Source organism: Flavobacterium sp. LHD-85, from assembly GCF_030929595.1.
GTDB lineage: Bacteria > Bacteroidota > Bacteroidia > Flavobacteriales > Flavobacteriaceae > Flavobacterium.
The window spans coordinates 1,227,670-1,243,756 of record NZ_JAVFVR010000001.1 but is presented as its reverse complement, the minus strand read 5'-3'; the positions used below and the strand labels follow the sequence as shown (position 1 = coordinate 1,243,756).

At 30.2% G+C, this 16,087-nt stretch carries 15 protein-coding genes; 11 read left to right on the top strand and 4 right to left on the bottom strand.

Annotated elements, in window-relative coordinates:
• The first annotated feature begins 121 nt into the window (after nt 1-121).
• From RB618_RS05385 to RB618_RS05355, 7 genes are all read left to right on the top strand, one after another.
• Nucleotides 122-628 carry a peptidase gene (locus RB618_RS05385; protein WP_308067816.1) on the top strand — a complete coding sequence of 169 codons (507 nt, stop codon included), beginning with the start codon at nt 122-124 and terminating at the stop codon, nt 626-628.
• Between the two features lie 11 nt (nt 629-639).
• On the top strand, nt 640-2,124 hold the full coding sequence (locus RB618_RS05380; protein WP_308067815.1) for a GH3 auxin-responsive promoter family protein: 1,485 nt from the start codon (nt 640-642) through the stop codon (nt 2,122-2,124).
• 37 nt (nt 2,125-2,161) lie between these two features.
• Nucleotides 2,162-2,767, top strand: a complete 606-nt coding sequence (locus RB618_RS05375; protein WP_308067814.1) for a hypothetical protein — start codon at nt 2,162-2,164, stop codon at nt 2,765-2,767.
• Nucleotides 2,768-2,891: 124 nt separating this feature from the next.
• Nucleotides 2,892-4,571, top strand: a complete 1,680-nt coding sequence (locus RB618_RS05370; RefSeq protein ID WP_308067813.1) for a hypothetical protein — start codon at nt 2,892-2,894, stop codon at nt 4,569-4,571.
• A gap of 6 nt (nt 4,572-4,577) precedes the next feature.
• Entirely contained in the window at nt 4,578-5,570 is a 993-nt protein-coding gene (locus RB618_RS05365; RefSeq protein WP_308067812.1) for a hypothetical protein, read from the top strand.
• Between the two features lie 15 nt (nt 5,571-5,585).
• Nucleotides 5,586-6,101 (top strand): hypothetical protein, encoded by a 516-nt coding sequence (locus RB618_RS05360; RefSeq protein ID WP_308067811.1) that lies wholly within the window; start codon nt 5,586-5,588, stop codon nt 6,099-6,101.
• A gap of 31 nt (nt 6,102-6,132) precedes the next feature.
• Nucleotides 6,133-7,338, top strand: coding sequence for a hypothetical protein (locus RB618_RS05355; RefSeq protein ID WP_308067810.1), 1,206 nt, complete (start codon nt 6,133-6,135; stop codon nt 7,336-7,338).
• On the opposite strand, the gene RB618_RS05350 is transcribed toward RB618_RS05355, so the two are convergent.
• Nucleotides 7,264-8,472 carry an O-antigen ligase family protein gene (locus RB618_RS05350; protein WP_308067809.1) on the bottom strand — a complete coding sequence of 403 codons (1,209 nt, stop codon included), beginning with the start codon at nt 8,470-8,472 and terminating at the stop codon, nt 7,264-7,266. The two genes, RB618_RS05355 and RB618_RS05350, sit on opposite strands and share 75 nt — an antisense overlap.
• Before the next feature lies 1 nt (nt 8,473).
• A complete protein-coding gene (locus tag RB618_RS05345) occupies nt 8,474-9,712 on the bottom strand; it encodes an oligosaccharide flippase family protein (RefSeq protein ID WP_308067808.1) in 1,239 nt (412 codons plus the stop codon).
• A gap of 75 nt (nt 9,713-9,787) precedes the next feature.
• Between RB618_RS05345 and RB618_RS05340 the strand changes: the two genes are divergently transcribed.
• From RB618_RS05340 to RB618_RS05325, 4 genes are all read left to right on the top strand, one after another.
• Nucleotides 9,788-10,837, top strand: a complete 1,050-nt coding sequence (locus tag RB618_RS05340; protein WP_308067807.1) for a glycosyltransferase — start codon at nt 9,788-9,790, stop codon at nt 10,835-10,837.
• A gap of 2 nt (nt 10,838-10,839) precedes the next feature.
• Complete coding sequence (locus RB618_RS05335; RefSeq protein WP_308067806.1) at nt 10,840-11,964, top strand: glycosyltransferase; 1,125 nt, start codon at nt 10,840-10,842, stop codon at nt 11,962-11,964.
• Nucleotides 11,965-12,026: 62 nt separating this feature from the next.
• Complete coding sequence (locus RB618_RS05330) at nt 12,027-13,010, top strand: UDP-glucuronic acid decarboxylase family protein (protein WP_177211503.1); 984 nt, start codon at nt 12,027-12,029, stop codon at nt 13,008-13,010.
• A 29-nt stretch (nt 13,011-13,039) separates the two neighbouring features.
• Nucleotides 13,040-13,807, top strand: a complete 768-nt coding sequence (locus RB618_RS05325) for a glycosyltransferase family 2 protein (protein ID WP_308067805.1) — start codon at nt 13,040-13,042, stop codon at nt 13,805-13,807.
• Between the two features lie 287 nt (nt 13,808-14,094).
• On the opposite strand, the gene RB618_RS05320 is transcribed toward RB618_RS05325, so the two are convergent.
• Entirely contained in the window at nt 14,095-14,622 is a 528-nt protein-coding gene (locus RB618_RS05320; RefSeq protein WP_308067804.1) for an ORF6N domain-containing protein, read from the bottom strand.
• Nucleotides 14,623-14,665: 43 nt separating this feature from the next.
• Nucleotides 14,666-15,976, bottom strand: coding sequence for a phenylacetate--CoA ligase family protein (locus RB618_RS05315; RefSeq protein ID WP_308067803.1), 1,311 nt, complete (start codon nt 15,974-15,976; stop codon nt 14,666-14,668).
• Nucleotides 15,977-16,087 lie beyond the last annotated feature (111 nt).

The following is a 16,087-nucleotide window of genomic DNA, read 5'->3' as shown; positions in this document are numbered from 1 at the left end:
AAATATTTGTATGAAACCGCGTTAAATATTTTATAAAATCGTAAATTATAGGTCTTCATGAAATTTTTCGAACAAATTTCGTGACGATTAATTACTATATTTGCTAGAATAAAGAAGCATAATGACTAAAAAAAATAAAGGGAATTTTAGGAAAAAACTGTTCATTAAAAACCGATTAGTAATTTTAAATGAAGACACTTTTGAAGAGATATTTTCTTTTAGGCTTACTTTAATGAATGTCTTTGTAACGTTTACTTTAGGAGGAATATTTCTAATTTTGGTTACTACTTTTATTATTGCTTTTACACCGCTTCGCGAATTTATTCCAGGATATTCTTCTACAGAATTAAAACGAAACGCTACTAGACTAGCAATTAAATCAGATTCTTTAGAAACGGCTTTAAGACAGAATGAAATTTACATAAAAGGCATTCAGAAAGTTTTAAAGGGCGAACTAGAATATTCAAAATTTAATAAAGATTCAATATTATCAGAATCTGTTGAAGATGCTTCAGATGTAAATATGAAAGCATCTGATGCTGAAATAAAATTGAGAGAAGACGTAGCCGAAACAGAAAAAGAAATCAAGGCTGAATCTAAAGACAAAAGGAAAAGTGACAAAAAATAATACCACTGAAAATGTCAATTAAGTCAATTGCGGCGAAAATTTTTGCCCGAAAAATATATAAACAAACGCTTAGATGGGCCGAAAAACCTGTTGAAACGCAACAAAAGGTTTTTGAAAGTCTGATTGAAAATGCTCAAGACACCGAATTTGGAAAAGATCATTATTTTAATCAAATAAAAACTTTCGAAGATTTTCAGAAACTTGTTCCTGTAAGGGATTATGAAGATTTAAAACCTTATGTAGAAAAAGTTGTAAAAGGAGAAGCTGATATTCTCTGGAAAGGGAAACCATTATATTTTGCTAAAACTTCGGGAACAACGTCTGGAGCAAAATTTATTCCGCTTACCAAAGAATCCATGCCGTATCATATAGAAGCGGCGCGAAATGCAATTCTTCATTATATTAACGAAACTGGAAAAGCCGATTTTGTTGACGGAAAAATGATTTTTTTGCAGGGAAGTCCAATCCTGACTGAAAAATACGGAATTAAATTTGGCAGACTTTCGGGAATTGTAGCACATTTTGTTCCTAAATATTTACAGAAAAACAGAATGCCGTCTTGGGAAACCAATTGTATTGATGATTGGGAAACCAAAGTAGATGCCATTGTAGACGAAACCATAAAAGAAGATATGTCGGTTATCTCTGGAATTCCGTCTTGGGTACAGATGTATTTTGAACGTCTACAGCAAAAAAGCGAAGGGAAAAAGATTAGCGAGATATTCAAAAACTTTAATCTGTTTATTTACGGCGGAGTAAATTACGAGCCTTATCGAGCGAAATTTGAACAGATGATAGGTAAAAAAGTAGATAGCATTGAATTGTTTCCTGCCTCTGAAGGATTTTTTGCGTACCAAGATTCGCAGAAAGAAAAAGGAATGTTATTACTTTTGAATTCAGGAATTTTCTATGAGTTTATAAAAGCAGATGAATTTTTTAGCGAAAACCCGAAAGTATATACAATTGGTGAAGTTGAGCTAGGAGTAAATTACGTCTTGATTATCTCTACCAACGCAGGACTTTGGCGTTATAATATTGGAGATACTGTTCAATTTACATCTTTGGCGCCGTACCGTGTTATAGTTTCTGGACGTATCAAACATTATATTTCGGCTTTTGGCGAACACGTTATTGCTAATGAAGTCGAAAATGCGATGAAAGAAGCTGTAAATTCAACTAATATAGTAATCAATGAATTTACCGTGGCACCTCAGATTAATCCAGATAACGGACTTCCGTATCATGAATGGCTGATTGAGTTTGAAAAAGAGCCTGAAAACATGGAAGTTTTTGCTGAAACGATTGACAGTTCGATGCGAAAGCAAAATATCTATTACGATGACTTAATTACCGGAAATGTTTTAAGAAAAGTAGTGATCACGAAAGTTTCTAAAAACGGATTTCAAGATTATATGAAATCACAAGGAAAACTGGGCGGACAGAATAAGATTCCGAGATTATCAAATAATAGAGATATTGCGGATAATTTGAGGTAGAGAAATATATTTGATAATTGTCTGAAATTAAAATCGAATGAATCTAAAAACAAAAATAAAATATTTATCGATTTATTTAATATTAAATGCAATAGGTATTTTATTGGCGATTAAATATTGGTGGACAGATCCATTAATTTTTTCAGGTTTAAATAAAGGTACTATCATTTTATTACTTTCTATCGGAATATGCTGGATCGGAATATTGTTTCTTACTATAATGATAATTAGACTTTTAGTAGTTAATATCGATCATCATCAGTTTATTTCTCCATTCGATTTAATCAGCAATGAATATTATGTTTCGGAAATAGGTTTAAAAAAAGCTGAAAGATTTAAGAGAGCAATTTCCTTTATTGGATTTCCAATTTTGTTTTTAACCATTTTTTTATTTAGATATTCTGTAAAAATTTATGAAAACAATGAATTGACAACAAATGGAGTAATTGAAAACATTGTTTTAAAAAAAATAAACAAAAACATAAAAGGAAATAATTATATTTTTATTGAATATGGGAATGATAAGTATTCAGTAAATTTTCGTTCGGATTATTTTAGAGTGAACGATACTATTAAAATTATTTATTCGAATCAAAATCCAGGTATTGTAAAAATTTTTAATGAATACAAAGAAAATCAATGATTTAGGCTTTCTAACAATTTGTTAAATGGAAATTCATTAAAGTTGTATATATAATTCCTACTTTCGTTTATTGAAATATTCACATCTTCTTTACAAATGAAGATGATTTTAAAATTAAAAAGACATGAAAGAAACTAAACATATATCGAGATCAAGAGCGCAGGAATCTTCTGCCGCGATAGAAAAAATGTACATTACAATGCGCCATTTATTCAACCGAGGTTTTTACAAACCAATGGGAGTTTCTGGTGACAGCTTACGCGAATCATTATTGGCTTTACGCCCAGAAATTTATGGAAATATTGCCGAAGAAAAAGTAGAGTTAAACGGACTTTTGTACGTTATTGAGCGTCTTCCAATTGGAATTGAGCAATGTCGATTCATAAATTTAACTTCGGACGAAGGCTATTCTAAATCGCATTTTCAGCCGATTGTTCCTCCAAAAAGAAGAAGAAACTGCTATAGAATTGATGAAGAGCAAATGAATGTCGAAATCACGCGCGGGCGTTCAGATATTTATGATATCCTGACGCATTTGACTTTCATTTTCATCGAATCTCATAAAATCAAAAACAGAGTTTTAATAGACGATGGAGGAGAGGTTTCTCGCGATTGGCAGAAACTAGAGCAAGCAGTTATGCAGACTAAAAAGCTTACTTTGGTAGAAAAAGAAAAAGCAATTTCGCATGTTGCCAATATTTTAGCGAGAACTTTTGAGGAAGTTTTAGATATTTATGACGCTTTTGGTTCAGAAAATGCGCCAGATCGTTTCTTGCACGTTATTTACTGGTTAGGAAAACTGGCGATTGAAGAAATTGTTGAAAACAACAAACGTACAATTACTTTTAGTCCAGTTTTACGTGAAAGATTAGGACACCATATTCATGGAGAAATCTGGGCGACAAATATTAAGGAAGTTTTAAAAGCAAACAATTTACTGAAAAGACCAATTCACGTTATCAGTGCTAACATGCATAGTGTGATGAATTCGATTTTTGCAACGCCTTTGCTGAAAACAAAGTATAAAGGAAAAACAGATTTCTTTATTTATGAGGAATTAAGCAGCTCAGGTTCAAAAGAAATCAGATCTCAAGTAGAAGATTTGGCTTTAAAAAACGGAATGGTTTCGCTGCCAGATTGTTCGGGAACCAATATCGATGTTCAAATTTTTGACACAGCTAAAATTGACTGGTCAAAAACAGCTTTTTCACACGCTAATGTTGGTGAAGATAAACCTGTTATTATCGTAATGGATTATGCTTTTGGAGAGCAGGCTTATGAAACAATCGACGAGCTTTTGAAGCCATTTAAAAAAGAAACTTTACTTAACGTAAAATCAGTTTCTATTATGGGTAAAGCTGGAATTCTAGAAGGTGGAAAAGGAGATATCATGATTCCAACAGCACATATAAATGAAGGAACTGCAGATAATTATTTCTTCGAAAATGAACTTACAGGCGCAATGTTCGAAGGAAACGATATTGACATTTATGAAGGCGCAATGGTAACCGTTCTTGGAACTTCATTGCAAAACAGAGATTTATTGAAATTCTTCCACGAATCTACTTGGGGTGTAATTGGTCTTGAAATGGAAGGATCTTATTACCAAAAAGCAATTCAGTCGGCATCAAAAATTAGAAAAAGCGTGCCACACGATATTAAAGTTCGCTATGCTTATTATGCTTCAGATAATCCTTTGGAGACAGGAAGTACTTTGGCTTCTGGCGGATTGGGAACAACTGGTGTAAAACCAACATATTTGATTACCATTAAAATTTTAGAACAGATTTTCAATATTAAATAGTCGTAAATGAGTACAAAAGTACCGCAGAACCAGGAAGATCAGGAGATTGATTTAGTTCAGATTTCAAAAAAAATTAGTGACTTTTTTGAGAGACTCAATCGTTCTATTTTTAACAGTATTCAATTCTTTCTAAGAAACTGGATTATAGTTTTAGTATTGATCGTAACTGGTTTTGCAATTGGCTGGTATTTAGATACAACAAGAAAAACATACAGTAATCAAATTATTGTAGAACCAAATTTTGAAAGTGTAGATTATTTGTATTCAAAAATTGATCTGCTGCAGTCAAAATTGATTTCAAATGATACTGTTTTTCTAAAAAATGTTGTTGGTGTTAAAAAGCCAAAATTGATTAAAAGAATTCTAATCAGGCCAATAGTTGAAGCTTATAAGTTTGTAGAAAACAAAGAGCGTAATTTTCAATTATTGGAACTTATGGCCGAAAATGGCGATATCAATAAAATATTGGTAGACACCATAACCAGTAAAAACTACAGATATCACACGATTTCTTTTACTACAAGTAAAATAGGAAATGATTCAGATTTTGCGACGCCGATTTTAAATTTTTTAAATAATTCAGAATATTTTAATGCTATTCAGAAAATTGAATTAAAAAATTTACAATCAAATATTGTTCAAAACGATTCGATTATCAAGCAGATTAATACTGTTTTAAGTAATTTTTCTAATGTTGCAAAAGGAACTCGAAATGACAAATTGGTTTATTATAACGAGAATACGCAACTGAATGATCTTATAAAAACAAAACAAACATTAATTGAAGATCAAGGAAGAAATAGACTTAAATTGATTAGTTACAATAAAACAATCAAAGAAATAAGCAGTACAATTAATGTAGAAAGCAAAAAATCGATAAATAGTAAGCTAAAGTTTTATCTTCCGTTTTTATTTATTTTACTTTTTGTGCTTCTTAATTCATTTAAGGCATTTTACAAAAAGCAGCTTTTACTTGTAGAAAAAGAAAAAAACAAATAATATAATTTTTTTAAAATGAAATTTAAAGTCATTTCGACCTGCGTTTTAATTGCTTTATTACTATCATCTTGTGGGAAAAAGGAAGAAAACATAGCCAGAAAAAAAGATGTTTTTACCGTTACTATTGAAGCTGTTTTTGCAAAAAATGATAAACTACAGATTTTTTATTTGCCGGAAGGCGGGGAATGGAAAGATGAAAACTCAGTTTTTCGACCAGTTTATGCATCAAACGAAATGCAAAAAATTGTAGTCAATTTTCCAGATAAAGTTTTTCCTGAAAATATTCGAGTAGATTTAGGTTATAATACTACTCAGCAGAATGTTACTATCAAAAATATCTCTATACAACATAATTCGAAAGTAATTGATGGAGATTTTGAAGCTTACAAAAAATATTTTTATGGTAACGAATTTGTTACCTGGGATCCAAACTACTTCGGTTACAAACTAAGTCAGGTTAATAATCAATATGATCCTTTTTTGATGGGTAATAAAGAATTAATGGACGAATTACAAAGACTTAAATACTAAATATTTACAAGTAAAAAATAGTTAAAAAAAGATGCGATTTAATTTTAAACTTATTTTGAATAACGAAAAAATTAGAGAGTATCTTTTTTTTATTGCGTTGCTATTTTTAGTTTATCTGCCAAAAGGAGGCTTCAAAATTGCAGGAATACCTTTCACTTGGGGATATTTATATTTAGGGCTAATTTTTCTGCTTTTAATTATAATACTGCTAGAAAAAAAGGCATTTTTAGTACAGTCCAAACATCTTACTTGTTACTTGGCGACTTTGCCATTTGTTGTTTATTTTTCGTTAAATCTGATTTTTAGAGGATATTCAGGTTCACTTGGAAATCTTGTGGCTTTCTACGTGAGTTTTGCATTTCTTCCGTTATTCTTTTACCTTTTTTTAAGTCCATTTTTAAAGAAAATAAATTATTACTTCATAGAAGAAAAAATAACTCAGGCAGTATTTTTAGTTTCTTTGTATGGCGTTTTGCTTTTTATTTTCAAGCAAGTTACGGGGCATTATATTGAAATTCCTTATGTGACTGTAAATGCAGGAGATTTGGGCACTTTAGAAGGAAAATACAATATGAGAGGTTCGCTTTATAAGCTGATTTCTACCTACAATAATGGAAACATTTTTGGAGTTTGCCTTTTAATGCTATTTCCTATTTTTCATCAAAAAAATACTTCTAAGATAAAATTGATGATAGTAATTTTGGCTTTAATACTTACATTATCAAGAACTGTCTGGCTTGGATTACTGTTTTATTTTGTGCTTATTTATAAAGACAGTATTTTCAGACTGATAAGAATTTATGCTTTACTGGGATTAATTCTGGTTGTTATCGGGACATTTTTTATGAATCGTTATTTTCAATATGGCTCATTATCTGGGTTTATTTTAGATTCAAAATTAGGAGGAAGAATCGAGCAGATTAGACAAGTAAGTGGTTTAAGCTTTTTTGGAAGCCAAACTTTTAAGTTTATTGAAGAAATTGTGTATTTGTCTATTTTTAAACAACTTGGTTTTGTTGGAATTTTACTGTTTTGCTTTTCTTTTTTTATGCCGGTTTATATTGCCATTACAACCAAAAACAACAATTATCTCTATTTAGTTGGCTGTATGATTTATTTGTTTGTTTGCTGTAGCGATGGATGTATGCTATATATACCAACATTAGTATTTTTTTACTTCATATCTACTATGATTTTTATTTCCAAGAATAGAACCGAGAAACAAAACATCACATAAAAAATAGCTGTAAATTCCATATTGTCTTACCAGAATATTTTCGGTTATAAATGAAATAACAAACAAGATGGTTACTGATAAATACAAGTAATTGTGGCTTTTAAGAGCGTATTTTACTTTTACGAACAAGATCGAAATAAAAGCCAAAAGCATTAAAATTCCACCTTTTAATAAAAAATCAAGATATTGATTGTGAGAATTAATTTTAAATTTTGTTAGTTCCAAACTGTGAAAAGGAACATAACATTCGTTTAATTTTTCCTGAATTAAATTAAAGTCCATACCCAAAAAATTGGAGTCGTAAATTAATTGAGCGCTACAAGACCAAGCCGCGTATCGAGTCGAATTTTTAAACGAATTTTCAAATAAAAATTGAATATCTTCTAGATAACGTTGCGATAACAAAATAACAGTGATAACGGCAAATAAGACCAGAAAAAGCAGTTTTTTTGAAATCGTTTTGTTTCGTTTTTTTAATAGCAGAAATCGAATACTCGAAATTATAATAAGACCAACAATAATATTTCTTGAATTGTAAATAATTAATCCTGAAAAAAGAAGGGCAAACATAACACTAAATAAAACCTTTTTCGGCAAAGAAAACTGTTTAAATCCAGAGGTGAGATCGGCTAGAAATAAAATAGCAATTGCAATCCATAAACAAATGTAAGTGCCATGTATTTTATTATAAAATTCTAGATTATAACGCGCTAAATACCAATCAAAGTGATGATTAGGAATGTCATAAATGTAAAAAACTAAAAAATACAAACATAGTAAGCTCAACGAAATACTGTAAGCAAATTGTATTTTTTTTAGATCTTTTGTAAACGTTTCTAACTGATATAAATAAATGCTCAAGAGCGGAATAACAAATAACAGCAAACTTTCGGCAATAAGTTTGAGACTTTTAGAACTAAAAAACAGGGTGTAATAAAAAGCTAAAATGAAGAAAGAAAGCAGAAAAGGAGCATTCTTTTTAGAAATTTTAAAATCTTCAAACGTAGTAAAACTTATTAATAACAAAGCTGTTACAATCATCATAATAGATTGAAAAGCTTCTATAAAATAGATCAGAGAAGAACCTACAAGCAAATAAAGTATTGGTTTAATAAGCTTTTTTGAAAAATTCATTTTAGACAGTTTTGTTCTTGAAAAAATTTAACTCGTCATTTTTGACAATGGCAAAATTGAGATAAACAGTTATAAATACTTCAGTTAAAATTAAAGATAAAATTATACCATAAACTTTCATAAAATAGCATAGAACAAAAGAAAGAATAATATTAATAATCAGTCCGTAAAGATGCGCATTAAAATAAATGCTTTTTTTATGATGCAGTAATAACGACATGTAAGCAGATTGGTTCAATGCATTAATAAGCGGGATTGGAGCAAGGTAAATTAAATATAGAGAGGAATTAATAGTATATTCTGAACTTAAAATACTAATGATTAAATTGGGAAAAACAATTAATAAAAGACCTCCAAAGCCATACATTAAAAAATAAGCCCAAAAAATTGATTTTAGGAAATGGTTGAGCTGTTTAATCTTTGAAATTCCAATTTCGCAAGCTTTAAAATAAACACCTTGAAATAATACACTGATTGATTGTTTGCAAAGCATAATAATTTTCTCTGCGACATTATAAATTCCTACAATCCTATTGTCAAAAAAGACACTTAAAATTATCGTACTCGAATTCATCAGAGCACAAATAGTTAGGTTGGTTAAAAACAATTTATGGCCAAAAACAAGTTCATCGTAAATTTCTGAAATAGATGAAAAATGGTACTTAAAATCATTTTTTTTGACTAAATATAAAGTAGAAAGAATGAAAATTAGAATATCAGATATTCCCAGATAGTAAAAAACAAACTGATAATCAGTTTTTTCAAGTAGAGTTATAAAAATCAGGGCAATACAACCAATTTTTACAATAGTATTAATGATGAAATAAGGAAAAACTTTATCCAATCCGATAAAGAAACAGAGGTTGTTTTGAGATCTTGAAAATAGAAATACCAGTAATGAAAATGAAAAAATCATATTGTATTTTATTTCAGAACATAAAATAAAAGCAAGTAATAAAAATACAGATGGCAGAAATACCGCAATCTTGCAATTAATGATTTTAGAAATATATTGATTGATTAAACTGGGCTCGTTTTTTACTTTTTGAATCTCTATCGGCGCAAATGCATACCAGGAATAATCATATAAAACAGAAACTATATTAATGAATGCCATGGATATTGCAATTAAACCGTAAGTATCAATTCCAAATGTTTTGATGTAAAATGGAATTAATAACAATGGAAATAATAAATTAATAAAATTTATTCCAAAGCTCAATGATATGTTTTTAAGCACTATATAGTTTGTTGTTAAATTTTACACAGAAACTTGATTTTTTATTTCTAGCAAATACAAATTAAAATTATATTTTTGATAAAATCAGAAAATGTAAGTTTTTTTAATATAAAAATGACGCAAGGATATAGTATCGCAATTCCCGCTTACGGCAGGCCAAATGAATTTAAAGATTTATTAGAATCTATTTATGAAATGGATATGCTGCCAAACGAAATTATAATTTGCGAAGATTTTTCTAAAGAAAGAAATGCAATACGGGCTATTGTAGAAAAGTATCATACTATTTTTAACACCAAAAATGTAATTCTTTCTTATATAGAAAATGAAAAAAACTTAGGATACGATGCAAATATTCGAAAACTAATTGATTTAGCGCTTTGCAAATGGGTGATATTAATTGGTAACGATGATTTATTTTTGAAAAACGGTTTAAATGAAATTGACAATTTTTGTAAAAGAAATGAATCAATTGCTATGATTTCGAGACCGTTCATTCGTTTTGAAAAAGATATAAATAAACCACTCGGAATTTCTAGAATTTTGTCAACGGAAGCTATTATCGGAAAAAATGATTCTGCGAAACTAATTTTCAGAATGTGTGGTTTTGTTGGAGGATTAGTTATTAATAAAGAATGGGCAAAAAAACTAGCTACAGATAAATACGATGGAACTTTATTTTACCAAATTTATCTTGCGGCAAACGCTTTCTGTACGACTGGAATTGGTTATCTAGCAAATCCTTCAGTGGGAGGGAGAGCAGGAAATCCACCATTATTTGGAGATTCTGAAAAAGATGGAAATCTTCATATTCCTGGATCTTATTCTGCCAAAGGAAGAGCCTCCATGTGGAAAGGAGTTTTAGACATCGGAAAAGAGGTTGGTAATTTATATAATATTGAAATTCGTGAAGAATTGCGAAGAGAATTAATGGTCAGACAGTCTTTTCATGTTTTTGAAATGAATGTCGGGGTTTCGAAAGAAACTTTAAAAGAGCTCAAATCTGAATTAAAAAAATTAGATTTGTTCGATCATTGGATTCCGAAAACTTTATATTTTTTAAATATCACTTTTGGCAAAAATGCCTATTACGTGTATTATCTTACGAGAAAAATAATGCAATAAAAATGAAAAAAGCCCTTATTAGCGATTGGTATTATGTAAATGGAGGAGCCGAAAAAGTGATTCATTCTATAAACTCAATTTGGAACGATTTTGACCATTTTGCATTAATTGACTTTTTGAACGATGAAGATCGAAAGTTTATTTTGAATGGTAAAAAAGCCAAAACCAGCTTTATTCAAAAACTACCTACAGTAAAGAAAAACCATCGTAAATTTTTACAGTTATTTCCAATTGCGATAGAACAGTTTGATTTAAGCGATTATGATCTGATAATCAGTTCTTCATCTGCAGTAGCAAAAGGGATAAAAGTAGAAAAAAATCAGCTTCATATTTGTTATTGCCATTCGCCAATGCGTTATGCTTGGGATCTAAGAGAGCAATATTTAAAAGATGCCGGATTAACCAAAGGTTTAAAAGGATTGTATGCAAAATCGGTCTTAAATAAAATCCAGAAATGGGATCTTTCTAATTCAGAAAATGTAGATTATTTTATTGCCAATTCGAAGCATATTGCCAAACGAATTAAAAAATCATATAAGAAAGAATCGACAGTAATTTATCCGCCTGTTGATGTTGATTTTTTTAGTTTAGAAGAAGTTAAAGAAGATTATTATTTAACAGCTTCAAGGCTGGTTCCGTATAAAAAAACACAGCTTATTGTGGAAGCTTTTAATGAACTGCCCAATTTAAAATTAATAGTTGCTGGAGACGGGCCAGAATTAGAAAAACTTCAAAAAATAGCCAAAAACAATATAGAATTTGTTGGTTTTGTTGATAATAAAAATCTGAGAAGTTTAATGCAGAAAGCAAAAGCATTTGTTTTTGCCGCAGAAGAAGATTTCGGTATAATACCTGTTGAAGCTCAAGCTTGTGGAACTCCTGTTATTGCTTTATCCAAAGGAGGGACGATGGAAACTGTTGTTGATAACGAAACAGGAATTTTCTTCGATGAACAATCTGCTCAGAAAATTAAAGAAGCAGTAATTCATTTTGGAACTAAAAATTTTGACCCCAAAATAATACGCAAACATTCTATTTCTTTTTCAAAGCAGCGATTTGAAAAAGAAATGAAAGAATTTGTAGAAATAAAATATAAGGAACATCAAGAGTCTTTAAAAGCAACATAAATACGAAAGATAACTGAAAATAATTTTCAAATCAGTTACATTTGCGATGTTAAATAAATATCATGAAAAGAATACTTATAACTGGAGCGGCAGGATTTTTAGGATCACACTTATGTGATAGATTTATCAAAGAAGGTTACTTTGTAATCGGAATGGATAACTTAATCACGGGAGATCTTAAGAATATTGAACATTTATTCAAACTTGAAAATTTCGAGTTTTATCATCATGATATTACCAAATTTGTACATGTTCCGGGCGATTTGGATTATATATTGCATTTTGCCTCGCCGGCAAGTCCGATTGATTATTTAAAAATTCCAATCCAGACTTTAAAAGTAGGTTCTTTAGGAACACACAATTTATTAGGATTAGCGAGAGTTAAAAAAGCAAGAATTTTGATTGCATCGACTTCTGAGGTTTACGGAGATCCTTTAGTGCATCCTCAGACCGAAGAATATTACGGAAACGTAAATACAATTGGTCCACGTGGTGTTTACGACGAAGCAAAGCGTTTTCAGGAATCGATCACAATGGCTTACCATACTTTTCACGGCGTAGAAACCAGAATCGTGCGTATTTTTAATACTTACGGACCAAGAATGCGACTGAACGACGGACGTGTAATTCCTGCTTTTATTGGTCAGGCTTTACGTGGCGAAGATTTAACGATTTTTGGTGATGGAATGCAGACGCGCTCTTTTTGTTATGTAGACGATCAAGTTGAGGGGATTTACAGATTGTTGCATTCAGATTACGTTTATCCAGTAAACATTGGAAATCCAGACGAAATCACGATTAAAGATTTTGCGGAAGAAATCATTAAATTGACAGGAACAAACCAGAAAGTGGTTTATCATCCATTGCCAATAAACGATCCTTTACAGCGTCAGCCAGATACTACAAAGGCAAAAGAATTGTTAGGATGGGAAGCAAAAGTTAACCGTGCAGAAGGAATGAAAATCACATATGAGTATTTCAAATCTTTATCTCCTGAAGAACTGGCTAAAGAAGAACACAAAGATTTTTCAAGCTATATAAAATAAATTAAGATTCTGAAAGAATAATAAATCTAATGAACGATTTAGTATCTATTTTAACACCAACATACAATACTGAAACGTTCATTAGAGCAACTATAGAATCAGTTCAAAATCAGACCTATCAAAACTGGGAAATGATTTTGGTTGATGATGCTTCTACAGATGGAACAGTTTCTATTATAGAAGAATTTGCCCAAGATGATAGCAGAATAAAATTATTCAAACTATCCAAAAATTGCGGAAATGGTTTTGCCCGAAATGAAGCTTTAGAAAAAGCTTCCGGAAAATACATTGCCTATCTCGATGCTGATGACGTATGGTTTTCGGATAAATTGGAAAAACAGATTCAGTTTTTAAAAGCAAATAATCAGCCATTTACTTTTAGTTATTACGATTCGATTGATGAAGAAGGAAATAGCTTAAACAGAAGAGTCGAATCTCCAAATCCTTTAACGTATAAAGAATTGTTTTTTTGCAATTACGTGGGTAATCTTACTGCTATTTATGATGCAGAATATTTCGGAAAAATCAAATTAGAATCTTCTGAGAAAAGGCAAGATTGGAGAATATGGCTTACAATTCTAAAACAAATACAAACGGCAAAAGCAGTTCCAGAAAGTCTCGCTTTTTATAGAATCAGAAAAGATTCTATTTCCTCTTCAAAGTTTAAATTGATCAAACATAATTTTGGAGTTTATCGCGATTTTCATGGATATAATTTAGTTTTTTCTGTTTTATTAATGATGAGGTTTTTGTTTACTCAATTGATTATCAAACCAAAATTTATAAAGAAGGTTTAAAATTCAACTTGATGTCGCAAATTGCGACTTCAAGTTTCAAGGTCGCAAATTGCGACCTTAAAGAATTTCGTTTAGAATTGGAGGTCACAATTTGTGACCTCTAATTTTATCTATATCTTATTCAAAACATAGCCCACGGTTTCAACCGTGGGAAACGTATTGCGGAAATTTATGGTGTCGAGTGGTTGAAACCACTGGCTATGTTTTTGACAATTTTAATCTAATTTTCAAGCCTTATTCTAAAAGTTAATCACAAACTCGATGTCACAATTTGTGACCTTAGAAAGCTATTTTTTATAGCCAATCTTCACTCTTTCAGATTCATTTTCTTTCTTCTCGGTCAATTCATCTAAATAAGAAAATACCAATTCAATATTTTTATCATGATTTTCTAATTTCTTCTGAATCTGCATAATATCAACTTTAATTTCGGTTGTATCTAAAAGCATTTGCCTCACTTTCGTGAAAATACGCATGATTTGAATATTGGTTTGAATAGCTTTGTCGCTTTTTAGAACACTTGAAAGCATCATAACACCATGTTCAGTAAAAGCCATTGGTGCATATCGTAAACCAATCTTATCAGAATTGGAGGTCACAAATTGTGACCTCCAATTTTCAAACTCTGATTTATCCAGTTCAAACATAAAATCTTCAGGAAATCTAGACAAATTTCTTTTTACAGATTGTTTTAGAACTTTAGTTTCTATTCCATACAGAATTGCCAAATCACGATCCAGCATCACTTTTTGACCGCGAATAAAATATATTTTATTAGAAATTGTTTCTTCAGAAAGTAAAGATTGATCTGTCATAAGTTTTTAATTGAAAAAAACAAATGTAAGATTTTATTCATATTTATAAATACGATTTAAATTGTTTTAGTTTCCCGCGATTGGTTCTTTCTAAAACGGTTTTTCTTGTAAAAGTGAAGTTTAAATTCGGTTCTAAATACAAATCGATGGCTTCTTTTATTTTTTGAATTTGTTCTGAAACTAATTCTTTTTCAGCAACATATTCAATTTCAAAAGTATCAATTTTGGTTTGTTTGATGATAAATTCTTTTACGTTTCCATCATCTTCAATAATACTTTTGGTTACATAATAAAAGGTCAAACCTGGTGATTTTTTTCCGCTTGGAAGAATTGCAACGTCATTTGTTCTACCAATCAACTTTTTAAGAATTGGTTTTTGCGGAGTGCTTTTTTCGTCTATAATACCAATGTCGCCAATTTCATACCTTATAAAAGGATTTGCTTTATTGAATAAGGAAGTAATCACAATTTTTCCCTCTGTTCCATGTGGAACAGGATTATTATTTTCATCTAAAATTTCTACAAAAAGGGTTTCAGAATTCACTTGCCATTCACCTTGCGGATTTTCAAAGGCAATTAAATCCAATTCAGATGCACCATATTCGCTGATAATTGGAATTCCGAATTGTTTTTCTAAGAGTTTTTTATCTGTTTCAAAAAGCATTTCCGAAGTAACAAAACAAGCTTTTAAAGTCGGACAGACTTCTTTTAAAATGATATTTTTATGTTCTAAAAACTTAGCGAAAAGCACAATTGAGCTTGTGTATCCGTTAATGTAAGCAAATTTTTTAGTTTTGAATTTTTTCAGAAATTTTTCTAAAACGTTATCAGACAAATCAAAGACTGGAAAACGAAAACGATGACTCAAAAAATCTTTTAAACGTTCTTTTTGGTATCCAATAAAATCCATCGGAATACCATAAAAACGTGCTTGATACGAATGATTAAAATCAATTCCAAACCAACCAAAACGCATAATATTGGAAGCCCAAGTTAAAGCATGAGAATATTTGTCTTTTGCAAAAACAAAAGGAGTTCCGCTAGATCCAGACGTTTTGTTGAGGTAAACAGATTTTTTTGTATAACCTTTTGAAAGTCTTTCTTCTAATGGTTTTTGTAAATTATGTTTATTTAAAATAGGAAGATTTTCCCAATTTTGTGCGATCGCATTTCCTGCTAACTCTTTATAAAATGAGTTGTTTTTTAAATGAAAATCAACAATTTCTGTTTTTTTGTTTTGAAGAAACAAAGCAAATTCTTCTTCAGAAAAATGAACAATTTGATCCAATTCGGCTTTGGCTTCCTTAATTGGAAAACCGTTTAGTTTGAGCGAAAGATCAAAAAGACGAATCATTTTTTGGTATAATTTTCGTCAAAAATAATATTTACCAATTACTAACAATCAAGAATCACGAAGTTTTTAAGAATTAATTATTTTTTACGTTCAAAAGCAATTATTTTTGCA